Raw genomic sequence first — 18,733 nt, 5'->3', positions numbered from 1 at the left:
TCGCATCCAAGGGACTAGGTTTTCGGCACTTGGCCCGACGTCACTTGCCAACACCTTCGGCCAACGCATCAAGTTTGACTTCCCGAACCGGGCGGGCAAAGAAATACCCTTGCATCAGCCGCCCACCCAACGTGATGATCACATCGCGCTGGCTGTCGTTTTCGATCCCTTCCAGCACGCAATCAATGCCAAGGTTCTGGCACATATCAATCACCGTCTTGACGATACGGCGGCTGCGTTCGTTATGCGACAGCGGGGCGACAAAGCTGCGATCAACCTTGAGCACGTCAAATTCAAGTTCGTGGACATAACGCAGGCTGGAATAACCGATGCCGAAATCATCAAGGGCGATGCGCGCCCCATGATCGCGCAAATACCGGATGCTGGTCCGGGCGGCCTCAAAATCACGCAAGAACGCCGTTTCCGTGACTTCAAAGGTCAATCTTCCCGGGTCGATGCGATGCTTTTTGATCTCGTCAATCAGCCATTCGACCGTATCGGAAAGAACAATATCGCGCGCCGAGAGGTTAAACGATACGGGCAGGTTTTCCGGCCAGTCCTGCATATCGACCATCAGCTTTTCGAACAGAACCCGTGTCAGAAAACCGACTTGGCCGGTCTTTTCTGCCACTGGAAAGAACGTCCCTGGCGAAACCGCCCCCATCTGGGCACTTTCCCAACGCGCAAGCGCCTCAAGCGAGCTTACCTGCCCGGATCGAATGTCAAATACCGGTTGGTAATGCAGGCTGAGCTCAGTCGATAAATCCGCCTTGCGCAGCGCCTGTTCAATCTGGGAGTCATGGCGGATCAATGTTTCGTGGTGGGCGGCAAACAAAACCGCCTCGCCGCGCGCATTCTTTTTTGCATGATAAAGCGCAAAGTCAGCCCGCTCGAACAGGCCGTTCGGACTGCGCGCCACTGTGGGATAAGTCGCAAACCCCAGTGATGCCGAAACCTGCACGGTCACACCATTCAGCATAAACGGACGATTAAGCGCGTCACAAAGCTCCTTGCCTAGCGCAATCAGTTCGAGTGCATCGTCATAGCCCTTAAGCAGTAATCCGAACTCATCCCCACCCAAGCGCGCCAGAAGCGTATCGTTACCAAGCACTTTGCGAAGCCGCCTGCCCGCCTGCTGCAACAGTTCATCGCCCGACGGATGCCCGTGCACGTCATTGACCGGTTTGAAACCGTCCAGATCAATCATCGCCACCGCGAATGCTTCATTTTCGGCGGCGGCATTCACCGTATCTTCCAGCACGGAAAAAAAGGCCCGGCGGTTGGATAAACCGGTCAACGGATCAATCAGCGCCAATGCCTCGTTCTGGCGCGACAGTTCGATCATCGTCTGGTGCTGTGCTTCAAGATCATTCTGGGTCTGGATCAGGCCAGAAAAATTGGCATAAAAGCTTCGGATGATCTGAATGATCATCAATGACACAAGCGCCATATTGACCGCGATCGCGACATAAACTTCGTTGCCGCTGGTCCCGAAGAAGAACACGAAGGTGCCTAGCACAATCGCAACAACCAGCAATGCCGCGGGCGGGAAATTCACCAGACAGAAAATACAGCCAACAACCGTGATCGATATGAAATAGGCAACGTGGCCGCGCTGATAGGCGTCGCCATAATCAAACATCGTGATCGCCCAAAGGGTGAACAGGACGGATATCACCACCGCCAGCACCCTGATGCGCTTCAGATGTTTGATACAGACATCAACGTCATCAATATCAACGCGGGCCCGGTTCCAGGCAACCGCACGAAAAATACAAATGACACCGAGAACAATCACCGCATGGACTGTCATCCAGTCGGGTGCTGTTCCGTAATGGGTATAGGCAAGGGCGACTGCGTTGGCCAGCAGCAGCATATAAAGGACAGGTATCTGACGCGAAAGAGCACCAACCTGGGCGCGCAACAGTTCCGGCTTGTCTGTCCGAATTTTTAACGTGTCGGCAAAACCTTGCCAGAAACTACCGGCTGCCACTTGTCCCAGACCTAACGCGTTCTTTATCCCGAAAAAATACTATACAGGAAAAGTGCGGCCGAACATCACTGATTGCAAGCGGCGTCTAAATACACCTGCCCGGAATATCCCGGGATCTGTTTGTTTTGGCCAAGGTCTGGTTACAACTTGGCAGTTCGACCCTTGTGCGCCTGTGAACGGCGCGCAGCCGCAAGCGCCAAGGTGGCAAATTCAAGAAGTTGTTCTTCGTTATCAAGCCATTCACCGGGCACTTCAAAATAAGACAGGGTCACCGGCCTTCCCGACGGCACGGCAAATGGCTGCATCTCCATCGCATCAAAGCGGTCCTTGGTCTGCGCGTCTCCTTTGAGATACAGGACATCATCGGAAATGATCGCAAAGAAGGCACCGTCACAATAAAGCCCGACGGCGCCAAACATCCGTCTGGGCCTGATATGCCCCAAAGGTGCCAGCAGCTCTGACACCAGCATAACGAACTCGCTATCGACCGATGCCATTAAGGATCTCGCCTTCAACACCTTCGGAAATCAGATAATCACGCAATGACCGCCCCGGAACCGGGCGAAAGCGCGATGTCGATATTTCCATATGGGCAATCCGGTCGGCCCGAAAAACGCGAAAGGCCTCGCGCAATTCGCACCAGCTGGCCAGAAGCCACGTACTGCCAAAAAACAACATGCCAAGTGGCCAGACCCGGCGACGGGTATTGTCGCCCTTTGCATCGGTGTAATCGATATCAATCAGAAACCGTTCTCGGATGGCCCGCCTGAGGTCCGGCATCGAAATGGCAATCGGTTCCTGCGCAATTTCGGCAATCGCAATCGGAACACCACCAACCAGACCACGGATTTTTTCGGGCAACACGGCCTCGATCTTGGTCAGGGCATCACCGGCGGCACGCGCCATTTGCGGATCGGTCCAGCTTTGAACCATGCGGGCTGCGACAACAAGTGCCTCGATCTCGTCGGCATCAAACATAAGCGGCGGCAAGTCATACCCATCGCGCAGGATATAGCCCACGCCTGCCTCCCCCTCGACCGGAACACCCGATGCGGCAAGGTCGCGAATGTCGCGGTAAATGGTGCGTTCGGAAACTTCAAGTTCCTCGGCCAGGTCACATGCGCGGCACAGTTTGCGTCGGCGCAAGATTTGAACAAGGCGAAATAATCGGTCAGCCCGTCTCATGATCACTCCTTTGTCATCCTGCCCGAAAAATTATCATACCGCTCCTGACAGGCTCCTGTCAGGAGGGATGTGCAAACATTGACAAATCGGGACAGGATTAACCCCCAACGTCAGGAGCATGACGATGAAAGTCACCAACGTCTATCAGATCATCATCACCGAAAAATTCACCCAAAGCCGCGCCTTTTACAAAAAGCTCGGCTTCACACCGGTCTTTGACGGTGACTGGTATTGCCAGCTTGTCTGGCCGTCCGCACCATCCGTTCAGCTTGGCCTGATGAAGCAAGGTCACGAAACCCAGCCGCCTATGTTCCAGGCGGCCACCATCGGCGAAGGAACGGTTCTGACGCTGGAAGTCGAAGAAGCCCGCGATGCAGCAGATGAATTGCGCGAAGCCGGTTTTGAATTCGCCCTTGATCTTCGCGATGAGCCATGGGGCCAGCGCCATTTTGCCCTTCTTGATCCCAATGGCGTGCGCATCGACATCGCAAGTGCCACCGCCGAACTTTCCCCGGAATATGCCCAGCAGTTCAAGGAAACCGGCGAAGGTGTGCTTGCCTGACCTCCCTCGCGCACCAAGCCCCGCAAACCTTCTGCCAACGGCCCGCCAATATGGCGGGCCGTTCCCTCTAACCGAGCATCTTTGCAAACCGGGATATCGCCGTCGCGGCATCGGCGATGTTCTGGCTTTGGGTACGTCCGGAACTTTTGCGCGGCTTGAAGTCATGTTCGCCGTCTTCAACCCAGTGAAGCGCAATACGGTCCGAAAGCCCGTAACCCGCAATCTCATCCGGACTGCCAAACGGATCGCGCGTGCCATGACAGATCAGGCTCGGCGTTTTCAGGGTTTTAAGATGTTCTGTGCGCAGGTTTTCAGGCTTGCCCGGTGGATGAAACGGATAGCCAAGGCAGACAAGGCCGGCCACACCAAGGTCATCTGCCACCATGCTGGCGATCCGTCCGCCCATGGATTTTCCGCAGATGATCAACTTCTCTGGACCGCCGAGTGCGCGAACAACGTCGCAGTAATGGTCGATCAAAACCGGTGCCCGATCCGGCCCACGCTTTTTGCCATCAATTCGGCGTTTGGCCATATAGGGGAACTCAAAGCGTGCAACGCGCAGGCCCAACTTGGCCAGTTCGCCGGCCATTTCGTTCATGAACGGGCTATCCATAGCGGCCCCTGCCCCATGGGCCAGAACAATCGTTCGGGCAGCATCTTCATCGCCATCAAACTGAAACTGGATCGGATCGGTGCTCAAAACAGGCTCCCCACAGACTGCCGCATATTGCTTTACGTCATACAGAACCCGCCGATATTCTCCAAGTCAGACATGGCCTTCATTCGGCGGAATCACGCAAATACTCGCATCCATCGCACAAGCTGGCTATAATTGTGATCCCCACCTTGACGCCCCCCCACAGGCGTCAGCACGCCATCACATCGCGCCACCCGCGATCAGATGCCTTCCATAAATGACAAAGGCCGCATCGTGTCATCCGAACCAACGTCACCGATCATAAATCCCCCCAAAGAACGGCTTGGCCGTCTGCCGAAACCGGTTCAGTGGTTATTACTGATTTCGACCTCTGTCGTGTTTTCGGTTCTGCTCCATCATTGGCAAGTCCCGGCCTCACTTCTGGTGGGTCCGATGATCATCGGCATTCTGATGGGCACCAACGGCGCAACCATTGCCGCCCCCAAGCAACTTTATCTTGGCGCACAGTCGGTGTTGGGCGTGATGATCGGTGGTTCGATGACCATCGGGATTTTGACATCCTTTGCAACGGACTGGCCGATGATCCTTGGCGTTACCGGCATCACTTTGCTTGCCAGCAGTTTTTTGGGCTGGATCCTGTGTGTCAAACAGGTCCTGCCCGGAACCGCAGGCATCTGGGGATCAACGCCGGGTGCGGCATCGGCCATGGTGATCATGGCAGACGCCTTTGGCGCGGATGCAAGGCTTGTCGCCTTCATGCAGTATGTGCGTGTGGTGATCGTTGTCGGTGTCGCGTCCAGTGTCGCCAATTTCTGGGTTGATCCGGAAACGCTGGCGGCCATGGGCCCCCATGACTGGTTCCCGGCTTTTGACCCGGCCGGTTTTGCGCTGACACTCTGCCTGGTGGTTGCCTGCTGCTTTGTCGGTCAAAAAGTACGTCTGCCGTCCGGTCCGCTTCTGGTGCCGATCATTGTTACCATGATCCTGCATGTCAGCGGTTTTTTCGATGTCGTGCTGCCCGAATGGTTTCTCGGCCTGACCTATGCCATGATCGGCTGGGTAATCGGTTTGAAATTTACCCCGCCGGTCCTGCGCCACGCAGCACACGCACTTCCCAAAATCCTGTTATCGATCTTTGTTTTGATCGGCTTCTGTGCCGGGATTTCGGGGCTTTTGGTGTATTTCATGGATGTCGATCCACTGACCGCCTATCTCGCGACCAGCCCGGGCGGTCTTGATTCTGTTGCCATTATCGCGGCCAGTACGAATGTCGATCTGTCCTTCATCCTTGTGCTGCAGGCAACACGCTTTTTCATGGTACTGGCCTTTGGGCCGCCCCTGGCACGGCTGGTCGCCCGGCGCACCCCCATCACGTCGAAAATCGGATGAACGGATCAACCTAGGTCATTAGACGATACGTATCTTGCCAACAAACCCTTCGACGCGGGCGCTTAACTCTGCACCCTGTTTTTCAAGATCATGGGCAGCGTTTCCAAGCTCGCTTGATACGTGCTCACTGTGTTTGATCGCTGCGGTTATTTCCGAGACACCAACACCAACCAAACGGGAGTCTGCGACCGCGGCATCTACACATGATGCAACCGAAACGCAGGTTTCTGTTTGCTGATCGGCTTGTGTCGCTGTCGCCTCTGCCCGGTTCTGAAGATTATCCATCGCTACGGCAATCTGTTCGATATCGTTACCCGCTTTAGAAATAGCATTGAGTATTTCACTCATCCAGCGGGCGATATCCTCGGTCGCACCGGCAGACTGGCCTGCAAGCGCTTTGACCTCCTTGGCAACAATTGCAAACCCCTTGCCTGCCTCACCGACGCGCGCCGCCTCAATCGAGGCGTTCAAGCCCAGCATCTTGGTCTGCGCGGCGATGGCTGAAATGGAAGCCAGCATTTTCTCAGCATCGGCAGCACGATCTTGCAGTGCGGCAAATCCGGCGCGCATTTCGCGGGCCTGACTGCCCATATCATGGGTAATCTTGACGGTTTCGGACGCATCCGTACCAACGACGGCCAACGCATCCTTAAGGCTTTCCATCTGGTCTGCGACGTCTTCAATCCGTGAAATGGCCCGCCCGGTCGCATCATCAATGCCGCTACTGCATTTGCGGGTTTGATCTGTGCTCTCGGCCAAAACGTCAAGCGCACCGCGCATTTGACTGACAGCCGCCGCCACCATACCAACAGTTCCCTGAACTTGCGTCTCAAAGCTTGATGCCAGGGCCTCACGCGACCGAATGACGCGTTCACGTTCCAGCACACGCGCAACCTGCCCGCCAACAAACCCAAGAAGCTCAAGCATTTCATCGTCAAGCTGTGCTACGCCCGGACTAAAGAATTCAATGACGGCCTCTGTCTGCCCCTCCAGCTTGACTGGCAGGGCAAAACAGCCACGCAGCCCGTTTCTGGACGCCGCCGCAGCGCGCAAAAAGCCGTCTTTCACGGTGACATCGGCGATACACACAGGCGACCCCGTTGCCGCGACAGCGCCAATAAGGCCCTGCCCGATCGCAAACACAGTCTGTTCGGACTGGGTGCGAAATTCGGCAATGACACCTACCGCAATCGAAGAACTGATTGACCAGATACCTGCAGACGAAAGTTTGTCATTCACACGCAGATACGCATGCCCAACCGGCCACTGACAATAATTGCAGACTGCCGAAAGGATTTGGGTAACTGCCGTTTCCTTTTCTGCGGCCTCATCGGCAACAGCACTGACCGTCCGCAACAGCCGCAGGATGTCAGTCATGCTGGTTTTGCGATTGGGGCCGTTAAATTCAGGATCGTTTTCAGGGGAAATAGAGCGAATAAAACCAGCAAGCATTTGAATAACTCCGAGGCATAACCGTCTAGCGTCACCAAAAGACGCTGACAAAGTTGCGCAAGCCTCGTTGCCTGCCGATAAATCATTGGGTGAGTGGCGCCGTTGCCATCACGTGCATTACAATAACCTAAAGCTGCACACGCGAAAAGGATATTTCGCATGTGCAGCACACTTAATTGATGTTCATCAGATGGTGAAAATGTCCTGATTGAAAAACAGTCAGTTCGCGGGCCTAAATTCGTACGCGACGAAACACACCAGACGCCGTCATCACGCCAAGGATCACCAGAACCACCGCCAAAACCAGTGCCAAGTTGCCCGGTTCCCCCAACAGGATCACACCGCCAAGTGCTGTCAGGGCCGGTGTCATCGCGCCAAATGCGGACGCACCGGTCGATCCGATATGGCGCACGGCAAGGCCATAGGTAATCACGGCAACACATCCGGCCAGCAAACCCTGCGCTGTGAGCAACATCATGATGTCGCCAGCCGGCGCATCGCCAATCGTGGTGCCGGTAAACAGCGCAATAATCGCCATGATGACAAACGACCAGAAACCGACAAACGATGCGGCTTCGAGCGCGCCAAGGCCGCTTTGACGCATGGCATGGGTGTAGCACGCCCACATAAACGCCCCGGCCGAAACAAGGCCATAGCCCATCAGCATGTCATCACTGATCACACCGGCCGGTTTGAGCGCCACGAGGGAGGCCACGCCAATCACCACGGCGGCATAGCCAACAATGCGGACCTTGCCCGGACGTTCACCAAACAAAAGCATCGCAATCAGAACCGCCCACACGGCCATGACACCGGGCAAAAGAATGCCAACATGGCTTGCCGGGACAAACTCAAGGGCGCTTGCAACCATCAGGGTGTAAAACGCGCCGGAACCAACGATCATCAAAAGGCCATTGGTCATTGAAAGGCCCTTGGGCCAGATGCCTTTTCTTATCCAGATCGGGGCAAGCAGGACAAAAGGCACAACAAAACGCATCAGGCCAATATCAACAGCGGTAAAGCTTGACGTCATGGCATAGCGGGTGGCAATCAGCCAACCGGCCCAGATGCAAACCGTCGCAAGTGCGGCGGTCACACCAACCAGTCGGCTTTCCGTCGCACCGGTGGCAGAGAGCGCGGAAGTTTCAGACATAACAAGGCATCCAGTAAGGGTTTGATTTTGCCCAAATCAGAGCATTTCTTGCGCACCGCAGCAACCCCTTTGACCTGAGGTCAGCTATGCAAGATAAAAAAACGACGCGAGGTTTCCCCCGCGCCGTTTAAATATTCAGAGAACTGATTTCTGATCAGATGCCGAATTCGGCAAAGAAATCGTTGCCCTTGTCATCAATGACGATGAAGGCCGGGAAGTCTTCGACTTCGATCTTCCAGACGGCTTCCATGCCAAGTTCCGGATACTCGTGAACATCGACCTTCTTGATGCAATCCTGCGCCAGACGCGCGGCCGGACCACCGATGGAGCCAAGATAGAACCCGCCATACTTGGCACAGGCATCCTTGACCGCCTTTGAACGGTTACCCTTGGCCAGCATCACGAACGAGCCGCCAGCGGCCTGAAACTGTTCAACATAGGCATCCATACGGCCAGCCGTGGTCGGACCGAACGAACCCGAAGGCATGCCTTCCGGCGTTTTGGCCGGACCGGCATAATAAACCGGATGGTTTTTAAGGTATTCCGGCATTTCTTCGCCGGCATCAAGACGTTCCTTGATTTTGGCATGCGCGATGTCACGGGCCACAATCACGGTCCCGGTCAGCGACAGACGGGTTTTGACCGGATATTGCGACAGCTGCTTGCGGATTTCATCCATCGGACGGTTCAGGTCGACCTTGACCACTTCGTCATCAAGATGCTCGTCGGTGACCTGCGGCAGGTACTTCGCCGGATCATGTTCGAGATCCTCGATAAAGATACCGTCCTTGGTGATTTTACCCAGGATCTGACGGTCGGCCGAGCACGACACACCCAGACCAACCGGGCAGCTTGCACCATGACGCGGCAGACGGATAACACGCACATCGTGGCAGAAATACTTGCCGCCGAACTGCGCGCCGATGCCCATTTCGCGGGTCATCTCAAGGATATTCTGTTCCCATTCCAGATCGCGATAGGCCTGACCATGATCGCCACCTTCGGTCGGAAGGTTATCGTAATAACGGGCTGACGCCATTTTCACGGTCTTAAGGCACGCTTCCGCCGACGTACCGCCAATGACAACCGCCAGATGGTATGGCGGGCAGGCAGAGGTCCCAAGCGTGCGGATTTTTTCATCCAAAAACTTGCGCAGGCTTTCGGGGTTCAGAAGTGCCTTGGTTTGCTGGAACAGGAAGGTCTTGTTGGCCGACCCGCCACCCTTGGCCATGAACATGAATTTGTATTCATCGCCCTTGGTCGCATAGAGATCAATCTGCGCCGGAAGGTTCGAGCCGGTGTTCTTTTCCTCGAACATATTTTTCGGCGACACCTGCGAGAAGCGCAGATTGTGTTTCTGATAGGCCTGCCAGATGCCCTTTGACAGGGCTTCTTCATCGGAACCATCGGTGATGACCTTGCCACCGCGCTTGCCCATGACGATGGCCGTACCGGTATCCTGACACATCGGCAAAACGCCGCCCGATGCGATGGAGGCATTCTTCAAAAGATCCATCGCCACGAACTTGTCATTCGGGGTGGCTTCTTCGTCATCAAGGATTTTGCGCAACTGTTCGAGATGCCCCGGACGCAAAAGGTGCGAGCAATCAAAGAAAGCCTGAAGGGTCAGTTTCTCGATCGCCTCAGGCTCGACTTTCAAATAGGTCTCGCCATTGACGTCAACGGTCGAAACACCCTCGTCCCCGATCTTGCGGTAAGGGGTGGTGTCCTTCCCCTGCTCAAACATGGGTTTATAGACAAAATCACTCATCGGAAGGTTCTCGTCTCTCTCAAAAACAAGGTGGGTTTGTTCTTTGTGTGGCTGGTTTTAGCGCCAAATGGATCAAATTGCCACGATACATTAGCGTAATACGCCCTGCCCCGGACGCGGGAAACATCAACGGGGATCAGGCAAAGAAAAAGGGCGGATCAAGCCCGCCCTGTAAATCTTCTATTTCTTGCGGAACGCATCAAGTGCGATGACCTCGCCGGTTTCATTGGCATCCGGCTTAGGTTTTTTGCGCGATTTGGATGGCTCGGTCACGAGCGTCGGCGCACCGTCTTCGCCCTCAATCAGATCGGCATCGAGATCATCATCTTCATCATAGTCGAAATCTGCGTCATCCATTTCTTCTTCGACGCTGAATGTCAGCATGAAGTTGGCGGACGGATCGACAAAGGCCAGCATCGCGTCATAGGGCACAACAACCGTGGTCGGCATGCCATCAAAGCTCATTCCGACCGAGAAGTGATCATCTTCGGATTTCAGATCCCAGAACCGGTGTTGCAAGACAACCGTGATGTTGTCTGGATGCGCCTTGCGCTGACTTTCAGGCAGGGCCACACCGGGATGGTTGGTCTGGAACGTGATGTAATAGTGATGCTCTCCGAAAAGGCCCTCTTCGGCCACACGCGCGAGGATATCTTTCACCACACCGCGCAGCGCCTGGTCGACCATAAGATCGTAGCGGAATTCTTCCGGTTCTTGCATCAGTAATCCTGTATCTGGCGGAACCACCGGCAATGTCCAGCGCGTCCCGTCATTGTCATATAGCATCTCTGCACGCCAATTACATCTTGGCGTGTTTGATAATCACTCTATTCATAACGAAGCGGGAAAGAAATACAAGAGTGGGGCGTTCTGTTGCTAGGTGCCCCGTCCCCCACCAAATTACCGCTCCCGGCAACCGGAATTTCGCTTTGGTGCTAGTACCGCTTAGGCGGCAACAGCAACCGGAGCATTGTTGTCGTTTGCATTTACAAACATTGGCCCGATGCGGTGGTACCATGCCGAGCGCCCACATTGACTTTTACTGCTCACGTCGATCCTATTTCGGCCCCACGAAGATTGTCTGAGTCGGACAACCGATAAATTTGGTGGAGCCGCCGGGTACCGCCCCCGGGTCCGTAAAGCCTATTCTGTCACGCAGTTTAGCGCCGTAGTCGGGTTGCCCCGACAGCCCCTATATAGGGCAAATGCCCCCCTTTTCACAAGGGGAATCGGGAAAACTTTTTTTGATTTTTGCGGGAACATTTCGGGCTCCGGCAAAGTCCGATAGCCCGTTTTAGGCGATATCACACCCGACGAAAGGTATCTGGGTAATCGATCACAAGCCCCATATCATCGATCTCAAGCTCTGCTGAGAAATTGCGAAACAGCCCCTCATAGCGGTATCGCAGATCCGGGATCAGACAGGTGTAACGCTGTGGCGCACTACGTGGCAGGAAATCCCCCTCTATCTGGCTTGGAAGCGGGACATAGGCCGCCGAGATTTCCCGTGCTTCGCCCTCGGCCAGTTTTAATCGCTTGATCGGAAGCATGTTTGTCGCGGGCGTTATGCCGATATCGACATCAAAGCACCCCGCCAAAGACGGCAATTCCCGCTTTGCAATGCAGTCAAACCAGTTTCCCTTGCCATCCGAAGTCACATGCATCTGCGCCCCGCCGACATAGCTTACCTTGACCTCGCGTGTCGCGAACGCGGCATCCGTCACCACAAGGTAAGACCCGCCATAATGACCATGTCGCGTCCCGACCACGACTCCTTCAAGCTCTATCCCGTCCGGATCAGACTGACAGACACAGTGCTCAAGACCGTTTCCATCCCAATCAACCCACTGAACAGTTTTTTGCAAAATCAACACTCCCATACGGCAAACGCGCCCAAAATTCAGATAGTTGAGTATATCCACTGTTCCCAAGTTTACCTGACCACTCCTGACACCTCCTGTCAGCAGAAACGGTTCAAATAACGGTCCGGCAAAGATCGGATGGCGTCGCTTGCCCGTGACCATCGACCTGACTATGCTGCGACAAAAGTGATTCTTAAAATGCAGGACTGAGCATGCAGCAATATCTTGATCTGATGCGTCTGGTGCGTGACACCGGCACGCGCAAGGAAGACCGGACGGGTACTGGCACGGTTTCGATCTTTGGTCACCAGATGCGCTTTGACCTTTCCAAGGGCTTCCCGCTGGTCACCACCAAAAAGCTGCATCTGAAGTCGATCATTCATGAATTGCTGTGGTTCCTTGATGGCGACACCAACGTCAAATACCTGCAGGATAATGGTGTGCGCATCTGGAACGAATGGGCCGATGAAAATGGCGACCTTGGCCCGGTTTATGGTGGTCAGTGGCGTTCCTGGCGCGGGGCCAATGGCGAGACCATCGACCAGATCACCGGCCTGATTGACCAGATCAAAAACAATCCCGATTCCCGCCGCCTGATCGTGTCGGCCTGGAACGTTGCCGATGTGCCCAACATGGCCTTGCCACCGTGTCACTGCCTGTTCCAGTTCTATGTGGCTGATGGCAAATTGTCCTGCCAGCTCTATCAGCGCAGTGCGGATATTTTCCTGGGTGTGCCGTTCAACATTGCGTCCTATGCGCTTCTGACCATGATGATTGCGCAGGTCTGTGATCTGGACGTGGGTGATTTTGTCCATACGCTTGGCGATGCGCATCTTTACACCAATCACCTTGATCAGGTCGAAGAACAGCTGTCGCGTGATACCCGCCCGCTTCCGACCATGAAGATCAACCCGGCCGTCAAATCGATCTTTGATTTCAAGTATGATGATTTCGAACTGACCGGCTATGACCCGCATCCGCACATTGCCGGCAAGGTTGCTGTCTAATGACGGGTCCGAAGATTGAACGGGTTGCCGTGGTTGCGGCGGCCGCCAATGGCGCGATTGGCAAGGATGGCTGGATGCCGTGGGAACTGCCCGAAGACCTCAAACGGTTCAAGGCACTGACCCTTGGCAAACCGATGATCATCGGGCGCGTAACGTTCGAGGCGATCGGTCGTCCTCTTCCCAAACGCACATCGATTGTTGTCACCCGCGACACCGACTGGTCCTTTGACCACGAAAATGTGAGGGTTTGTCACACTATCGAAGAAGCCATTGAATTGGCGGACGAAATCGCCGTGCGGGATGGCGTCAATGAAGTGATCATTGGCGGGGGTGCGCAGATCTATCACCTCGCCCTGCCCTTTACGACACGCTATGAGCTGACCGAAGTCCATGCGGAGATCGAAGGCGACACTTTCCTTGATCCGCTGCCCGCCGATCAATGGCGTGAAACCAAGCGTCAGAAAATCGATAATCCAGACGGCCCGGATTATAGCTTTGTCACGCTGGATCGGATCGCGTCGTAACCCCAAGATTACGGGCAAATCACAAGCTCTTATTGATTTTGCGGCGCAGTCGGCCCATCTTCAAAGCAATTACAGAACATTCGTTCCAAAGTACGGATCTGATCGAAGGAACTGCCAATGCCACGGCCACGTGCGTTTGATGAAGAAAGCGTTCTTGATAACGCCATGAACATCTTCTGGAGCAAGGGGTTTGAAGCGACCTCTATTCAGGATCTGGTCAATGAAACCGGCCTGAACCGGGCGAGCATGTATGCCAGCTTTGGCGACAAGAAGGCGCTGTTCCTGCGCGTCCTTGATCATTACAGCCAGAAAATCAGCACTGAACGCTTTGCCGATCTGCGCAACATCGAAGATGGTCGCGCCGCGATTGAAAAGACATTCCGTGACGCGGCCAAAACCGGCACCGCAGAAGGACGGCACAAAGGCTGCCTGATGGTCAATTCAGGTATGGAGCTTGCCCCGCACGATCCGGAAACCGCCGCCATCGCCCATCAGGCATTCCGCCGGGCCGAGGATACCTTTGCCGCCGCACTGAACCGCGCAATTGGTCAGGGCAAAATTGCCAAAGGCAAGAATGTCCGCGCCCTTGCGCGCTTTTTGGCTGGCTCGTTTCAGGGCGTGCAACTGATGTCGCGCCGTGGTGCGGATCAGGAAACCTTGAACGACTATTGCGAAACCATTCTGGCCGCACTCGACTAAACCTGCGCGATTTTTCGTAACCGTTTCTGGTTGCGCATTGTCCTGCACTCCTTAATAGTCACGCGCTTGTTTCAATGCCCGCACATCGGGTGCAAAAGCCGGATATATCATGATACGCAGCGACACGTTCTGGGACTCGGCCGCCGACAAATACGCCCGCAAACCAATCGGCAACGAAGCCGCCTATGCGCAAACCCTTGATCGCACGCGCGCCTATCTTTCCCCGGACCAGAACGTGCTTGAAATCGGGTGTGGCACCGGCACCACGGCCCTGAAACTTGCCCATAGTGTCGGGCATCTGACGGCCACCGATATTTCCGCACGCATGATCGAAATAGCCCAGGGCAAGGCCAAAGATCAGGCGACCAACAATGTCACCTTTGCCCAAAAGACGATTGATGATATCGCCCAAGGGTCAGAGCGCTTTGACGTGGTGCTTGGCTTTAACATCCTGCATTTGCTTGATCAGCCCGAAGACGCCATTTCGACCCTGCACAAGGTCATCAAACCGGGTGGCATGTTCATTACCAAAACACCATGCCTTGGTGAAAAGCTTTGGTATCTCAAGCCCCTCATCTGGGTCATGCAGAAACTTGGCAAGGCGCCGCGCGTTCACTTTCTGAATTATGCCCGCCTTGAGGGCATGATCCAATCTGGCGGGTTTGAGGTGATCGAAACCGGCTCCTATCCGGCCAGCACCGGGTCACGCTTCATCGTCGCCAAACGGGTTTAACGACACATCCGCACCAAGGCGTTCCCATCACGGTTCAGTGATGGCAGTTCTTTATTGTTGATTTATAGAATGATCGTTCCATAATTGATCTCAATTACACCTGACCCAAGTCATGAGGAACGAAATGTCTGCAATTACCCCGCTGATGCCGCGCCAGAAGGTGCCATCCCTGTCCGTACCGCTTGTTGGTGGCGGCAAATGGTCGCTTGCCGACCAAAGCCCGGAAAACTTCACCATGGTTGTTTTCTATCGCGGCCTGCATTGCCCGATCTGTGGCAAGTACCTGAAGGACCTTGATACCAAGCTTGCTGACTTTGCCAAGCGCGGTGTGAACGTCGTTGTCGTCTCGTCCGATGGCGAAGATCGCGCGACCGAAGCCAAGGCGAAGTGGGAACTTGAGAACGTTGATCTTGGCTATGGCCTTGATCTTGATAACGCACGCGAGTGGGGGCTTTATATCTCGACCTCGAACGGTGTGACGTCGAGTGGCTACGAAGAACCGGCCGTTTTCTCGGAACCTGGTCTGTTTCTGGTGCGTCCGGATGGCACGCTTTATTTCGGCACCGTCCAGACCATGCCGTTTGCCCGCCCGGCGTTCGATCAGATCCTTGGCGCGCTTGATTTCGTGATTGCCAAAAACTATCCGGCACGCGGCGAAGTGATTGATCATACAAATCCCTAAACCCACGACCAAAAGCCGATAAAATGCCAAAGGGCTGGTTCCAAAGCGCAGGAACCGGCCCTTTTATTCCTCATACAATTGGATCGGTACGATCAACCCGCCATTGCAGCGGCAAAATGCGGTGCATCCAGTTCCTGTGCACGCTGATAGGCTGGGCGGGCATCAATCCGGGCGATGTAGGCCTCGAATTCCGGATATTTCGGCAGAATGCCGAACATGCAGCCAAACCGAATGGTCGAACCAAAAACCACATCAACGGTGGTGAAACTCTTCCCCATCAGCCACGGGTCGGCCTTGCCAACTAAATCGACCAGAATGGGCACCAGCGTTTCCCAGTCGCGATAGGAATTCTGACTGCTGTCTTCTGCCGTGTACTGGCGCACACGGTCGATCATGGCAGGTTCGATGGTAGACGGTGAAAAGAACAACCAGCGCAGATATTCACCGCGTTTCGGATCATCCAATGCCGGGGCCAGACCTGCCTCGGGATACAGATCGGCCAGATAGCAGCAAATGGCGGCAGCCTCGGTTATAATCGTGTCGCCATGTGTGATGGTTGGCACCTTGCCAAGCGGATTGAGGGCCAGAAATTTTGGCGTTTGCCCTTCCCCGCCCCGGATGTCGACAAGTTTGACATCAAACGGAATGCCAAGTTCCTGCAACATCCAATGTACTGTACCGCTGCGTGATGGTACGGCGTGATAAAAGGTCAAGTTCCGCTGTGATGGCATTCTAAAGGCTCCTGCATTTGCACGTGTGATTATGTTTGAAATCCGGCGGCAATTTCCCCTTGTTTCCCAACAATGTAAACCACACGACAGACAGGTTCCTGACAGCTGTATGTCAGCAGGATGTCGGTCCTCGAACTGACCACGACATCACATCAGCAGCATTTTATTATATTTAATATCCCTTAATAAAATCACCCCTGAGTTGTATAATGACACCCAAGACGATCCAAAGAAGGTCGCCCGGCATCACATCACACAGGGGACTTCACATGGCCAAACGCAGACTGATTGTATTTTTCGACGGCACCTGGCAGGAGCCCGCCAACACACCCGAACCGACCAACGTCGTCAAACTTCTGCGTGCGGTGCCGAGCAGCGACAAGGATGTTTCGCAGATCGTGTTCTATGATCGCGGGGTCGGGACTGGGGGCAACATTAACAAACTTGTTGGTGGCGCCTTTGGCAGCGGCTTGCAGGAGAACGTCATTGATGGCTATCGTTTTTTGGCCAACAATTACCAAAAGGGCGATGAAATCTACATTTTTGGGTTTTCGCGCGGCGCCTTTACCGCGCGCAGTCTGGCCGGACTGATCGGTTTGTGCGGTCTTTTGACTCCGCCTTATCTCGGCCATCCACTTCAAAAGGATGTAGCGAGTATTGTCGGTTCCGACCTGTCATCTGAGGAAAAGAAAGCTCGCGTCGACGCATTACCGGTCAAAGCCCAGAAGGACATACCCATCGAATGTGTTGCCGTATGGGATACCGTTGGTTCGCTCGGCATCCCAGGCGATTGGGGGCGTTTGGTTATCCCCAAGAACTATCATTTTCATGACGTGGAACTGGGCAAGCACATTCGCGTCGCATTGCATGCAATGGCAATTGATGAAAAACGCAGCGCCTTCTCTCCGACCTTGTGGGTTAAGAAGATCGGCGAAGCGCCGCCCCAAAACCAGATTGTCGAACAAGTCTGGTTCCCCGGTGTCCATAGCAATGTCGGTGGATCTTATGATGATTGCGGACTTTCAGATATCCCACTTGACTGGATGGCAAAGCGGGTAGCCAAGCATACCGGTCTCAAGCTTGATAATGCGGCGCTCAAATCACAGATTTCACCAGCCGTTGATGGACGTGGTTACGAAAGCCGGACCAAGATGTACTTTTCATCACACTTCTATCCCTACCAGCGGCTGATCAATCAGATCGCGCCAGAAGGAAAAGGCTATCTTGATAAATTGCGTCTAAAATGCCCGAAACTTGATCGCCGCAACATCATTCCCAAAGGTCTTGAGACGATTAATGAGGCCATTCATGTGAGTGCGTTGGAACGCTGGAACATCTCGACCGGTGTTCTCCACGATAACTCAGACGAAGGATCAATCGAACGTATCCTTTATCGCCCATCGAACCTGAATGCGGTGCTTAAGGCCCATTATGCTGGCAAACACACGCCCAACATCATCAACTGGAGCGGCGCGACCATGCGCAAGGACATTCCATGGCCTGACCAGTCGACCCTGGAATAATTAGCGGATCAATCGTCGCTATCTGATCTCCTGCGCGGGCGTAGTACAATCCACGCCGCGACAAGTGTCAGCAATGCCAAGCCAAACCATGTCAGCGCATAGGTCAGGTGGTTATTGGGGAAGCGAATTTTGGTCAGGCCACCCAATGGCAGCTTGGCCGGGTTTTCTGCCCCGTCACCGTCGATGAAATATGGCGCGACATTAGTGGCATCCAGCCCCCGCTTGGTCGCCATCGCCTTTACATCGCGTGAATACCAGCGTTCTTCAGATGCCACGTTATCACGGATGAAGGTGCCGACCGGTTCGTTGATGCGAAGCAGGCCGGTGACAGTAACCTCGCCCTCGACCATGCCTTCAGCCCGCGTATCCGGGGCACGCTTTTCGGTTGGCACGAAACCACGGTTGATCATAACAATCGTGCCGTCACCGCGTATCAGCGGTGTCAGAACCCAATAACCCGCACCGTAATCAGTGGCGGTATAGACCTGACTTTCAAGATCGTTGCGATAGGTGCCCGTCACACTGACCTTGCGATATTCATCGCGTGCGCGGGTTACATTTTCCCAGTCATCACGCGTGGGTGCGGCAACCGCATCGCCATGCACACGCGCATCGACCCGTTCGATCAGATCAAGCTTCCAGGCCCGACGTTCGACCTGCCAATACCCAAGGGCACAGAACCCGGAAAACAGGATAGCCGCCAGCATCACGACAACAATTCGGGTTGTCATGGAGGGGCCCTTTTTGGGGTTATCGGTCGCTTGGGCAGAAACGTGGTCGTCGGACATGCCGGGTTCTTTCAAATGGCG

19 protein-coding genes and 1 other RNA gene are annotated in these 18,733 nt (G+C 54.6%); 8 read left to right on the top strand and 12 right to left on the bottom strand.

The window, feature by feature from the left end; translation table 11 throughout:
- Window positions 1-40 precede the first annotated feature (40 nt).
- The 3 genes from WBY09_RS19270 to WBY09_RS19260 form a co-directional block, all read right to left on the bottom strand.
- Entirely contained in the window at window positions 41-1,993 is a 1,953-nt protein-coding gene (locus WBY09_RS19270) for a putative bifunctional diguanylate cyclase/phosphodiesterase (protein WP_336233638.1), read from the bottom strand.
- Between the two features lie 140 nt (window positions 1,994-2,133).
- Window positions 2,134-2,490, bottom strand: coding sequence for a TfoX/Sxy family protein (locus WBY09_RS19265; RefSeq protein WP_336233637.1), 357 nt, complete (start codon window positions 2,488-2,490; stop codon window positions 2,134-2,136).
- Complete coding sequence (locus WBY09_RS19260; protein ID WP_008892071.1) at window positions 2,474-3,178, bottom strand: helix-turn-helix transcriptional regulator; 705 nt, start codon at window positions 3,176-3,178, stop codon at window positions 2,474-2,476. The genes WBY09_RS19265 and WBY09_RS19260 overlap by 17 nt, the downstream gene beginning before the upstream one ends.
- 124 nt (window positions 3,179-3,302) lie before the next feature.
- Between WBY09_RS19260 and WBY09_RS19255 the strand changes: the two genes are divergently transcribed.
- A complete protein-coding gene (locus tag WBY09_RS19255) occupies window positions 3,303-3,740 on the top strand; it encodes a VOC family protein (RefSeq protein ID WP_336233636.1) in 438 nt (145 codons plus the stop codon).
- A gap of 67 nt (window positions 3,741-3,807) precedes the next feature.
- On the opposite strand, the gene WBY09_RS19250 is transcribed toward WBY09_RS19255, so the two are convergent.
- Window positions 3,808-4,440 carry an alpha/beta family hydrolase gene (locus WBY09_RS19250; protein ID WP_336233635.1) on the bottom strand — a complete coding sequence of 211 codons (633 nt, stop codon included), beginning with the start codon at window positions 4,438-4,440 and terminating at the stop codon, window positions 3,808-3,810.
- A 231-nt stretch (window positions 4,441-4,671) separates the two neighbouring features.
- Between WBY09_RS19250 and WBY09_RS19245 the strand changes: the two genes are divergently transcribed.
- Window positions 4,672-5,787 (top strand): AbrB family transcriptional regulator, encoded by a 1,116-nt coding sequence (locus tag WBY09_RS19245; RefSeq protein WP_336233634.1) that lies wholly within the window; start codon window positions 4,672-4,674, stop codon window positions 5,785-5,787.
- 18 nt (window positions 5,788-5,805) lie between these two features.
- On the opposite strand, the gene WBY09_RS19240 is transcribed toward WBY09_RS19245, so the two are convergent.
- The 6 genes from WBY09_RS19240 to WBY09_RS19215 form a co-directional block, all read right to left on the bottom strand.
- Window positions 5,806-7,239 carry a methyl-accepting chemotaxis protein gene (locus tag WBY09_RS19240; RefSeq protein WP_336233633.1) on the bottom strand — a complete coding sequence of 478 codons (1,434 nt, stop codon included), beginning with the start codon at window positions 7,237-7,239 and terminating at the stop codon, window positions 5,806-5,808.
- A gap of 232 nt (window positions 7,240-7,471) precedes the next feature.
- Entirely contained in the window at window positions 7,472-8,392 is a 921-nt protein-coding gene (locus WBY09_RS19235) for a DMT family transporter (protein ID WP_336233632.1), read from the bottom strand.
- 154 nt (window positions 8,393-8,546) lie between these two features.
- The gene (locus WBY09_RS19230; RefSeq protein ID WP_336233631.1) at window positions 8,547-10,163 is read right to left on the bottom strand and encodes a fumarate hydratase; all 1,617 of its coding nucleotides are present in this window, start codon (window positions 10,161-10,163) and stop codon (window positions 8,547-8,549) included.
- Between the two features lie 180 nt (window positions 10,164-10,343).
- A complete protein-coding gene (locus WBY09_RS19225; protein ID WP_008892065.1) occupies window positions 10,344-10,883 on the bottom strand; it encodes an SspB family protein in 540 nt (179 codons plus the stop codon).
- Window positions 10,884-11,022: 139 nt separating this feature from the next.
- Window positions 11,023-11,390, bottom strand: a transfer-messenger RNA (tmRNA) gene (gene ssrA, locus WBY09_RS19220).
- A 77-nt stretch (window positions 11,391-11,467) separates the two neighbouring features.
- A complete protein-coding gene (locus tag WBY09_RS19215) occupies window positions 11,468-12,028 on the bottom strand; it encodes a putative glycolipid-binding domain-containing protein (RefSeq protein ID WP_245227952.1) in 561 nt (186 codons plus the stop codon).
- A gap of 209 nt (window positions 12,029-12,237) precedes the next feature.
- Between WBY09_RS19215 and WBY09_RS19210 the strand changes: the two genes are divergently transcribed.
- The 5 genes from WBY09_RS19210 (at window position 12,238) to WBY09_RS19190 (ending at window position 15,670) form a co-directional block, all read left to right on the top strand.
- Window positions 12,238-13,032 (top strand): thymidylate synthase, encoded by a 795-nt coding sequence (locus WBY09_RS19210; RefSeq protein WP_063090308.1) that lies wholly within the window; start codon window positions 12,238-12,240, stop codon window positions 13,030-13,032.
- Complete coding sequence (locus WBY09_RS19205; RefSeq protein WP_336233630.1) at window positions 13,032-13,556, top strand: dihydrofolate reductase; 525 nt, start codon at window positions 13,032-13,034, stop codon at window positions 13,554-13,556. Before WBY09_RS19210 ends, WBY09_RS19205 begins: the two co-directional genes overlap by 1 nt.
- Window positions 13,557-13,673: 117 nt before the next feature.
- Window positions 13,674-14,255, top strand: a complete 582-nt coding sequence (locus tag WBY09_RS19200) for a TetR/AcrR family transcriptional regulator (protein ID WP_197145404.1) — start codon at window positions 13,674-13,676, stop codon at window positions 14,253-14,255.
- A gap of 109 nt (window positions 14,256-14,364) precedes the next feature.
- Window positions 14,365-14,988 carry a class I SAM-dependent methyltransferase gene (locus WBY09_RS19195; RefSeq protein WP_336233629.1) on the top strand — a complete coding sequence of 208 codons (624 nt, stop codon included), beginning with the start codon at window positions 14,365-14,367 and terminating at the stop codon, window positions 14,986-14,988.
- Between the two features lie 124 nt (window positions 14,989-15,112).
- Window positions 15,113-15,670 (top strand): peroxiredoxin-like family protein, encoded by a 558-nt coding sequence (locus WBY09_RS19190; RefSeq protein ID WP_336233628.1) that lies wholly within the window; start codon window positions 15,113-15,115, stop codon window positions 15,668-15,670.
- Window positions 15,671-15,762: 92 nt separating this feature from the next.
- On the opposite strand, the gene WBY09_RS19185 is transcribed toward WBY09_RS19190, so the two are convergent.
- Window positions 15,763-16,401: a glutathione S-transferase family protein gene (locus WBY09_RS19185; RefSeq protein WP_336233627.1), complete on the bottom strand. Its 639-nt coding sequence runs from the start codon at window positions 16,399-16,401 to the stop codon at window positions 15,763-15,765.
- A 269-nt stretch (window positions 16,402-16,670) separates the two neighbouring features.
- Between WBY09_RS19185 and WBY09_RS19180 the strand changes: the two genes are divergently transcribed.
- A complete protein-coding gene (locus WBY09_RS19180; protein WP_336233626.1) occupies window positions 16,671-17,924 on the top strand; it encodes a DUF2235 domain-containing protein in 1,254 nt (417 codons plus the stop codon).
- A gap of 8 nt (window positions 17,925-17,932) precedes the next feature.
- Here the strand turns inward: WBY09_RS19180 and WBY09_RS19175 are convergent, their stop codons facing one another.
- Window positions 17,933-18,712: an SURF1 family protein gene (locus tag WBY09_RS19175; protein WP_336233625.1), complete on the bottom strand. Its 780-nt coding sequence runs from the start codon at window positions 18,710-18,712 to the stop codon at window positions 17,933-17,935.
- Between the last annotated feature and the right edge of the window lie 21 nt (window positions 18,713-18,733).

The sequence above is a fragment of the Thalassospira sp. CH_XMU1458 genome, from assembly GCF_037027205.1.
GTDB classification, from domain to species: Bacteria; Pseudomonadota; Alphaproteobacteria; order Rhodospirillales; family Thalassospiraceae; genus Thalassospira; species Thalassospira tepidiphila.
Note: the sequence above shows the minus strand (reverse complement) of the source record. Positions and strands in the feature narration are given on the sequence as shown.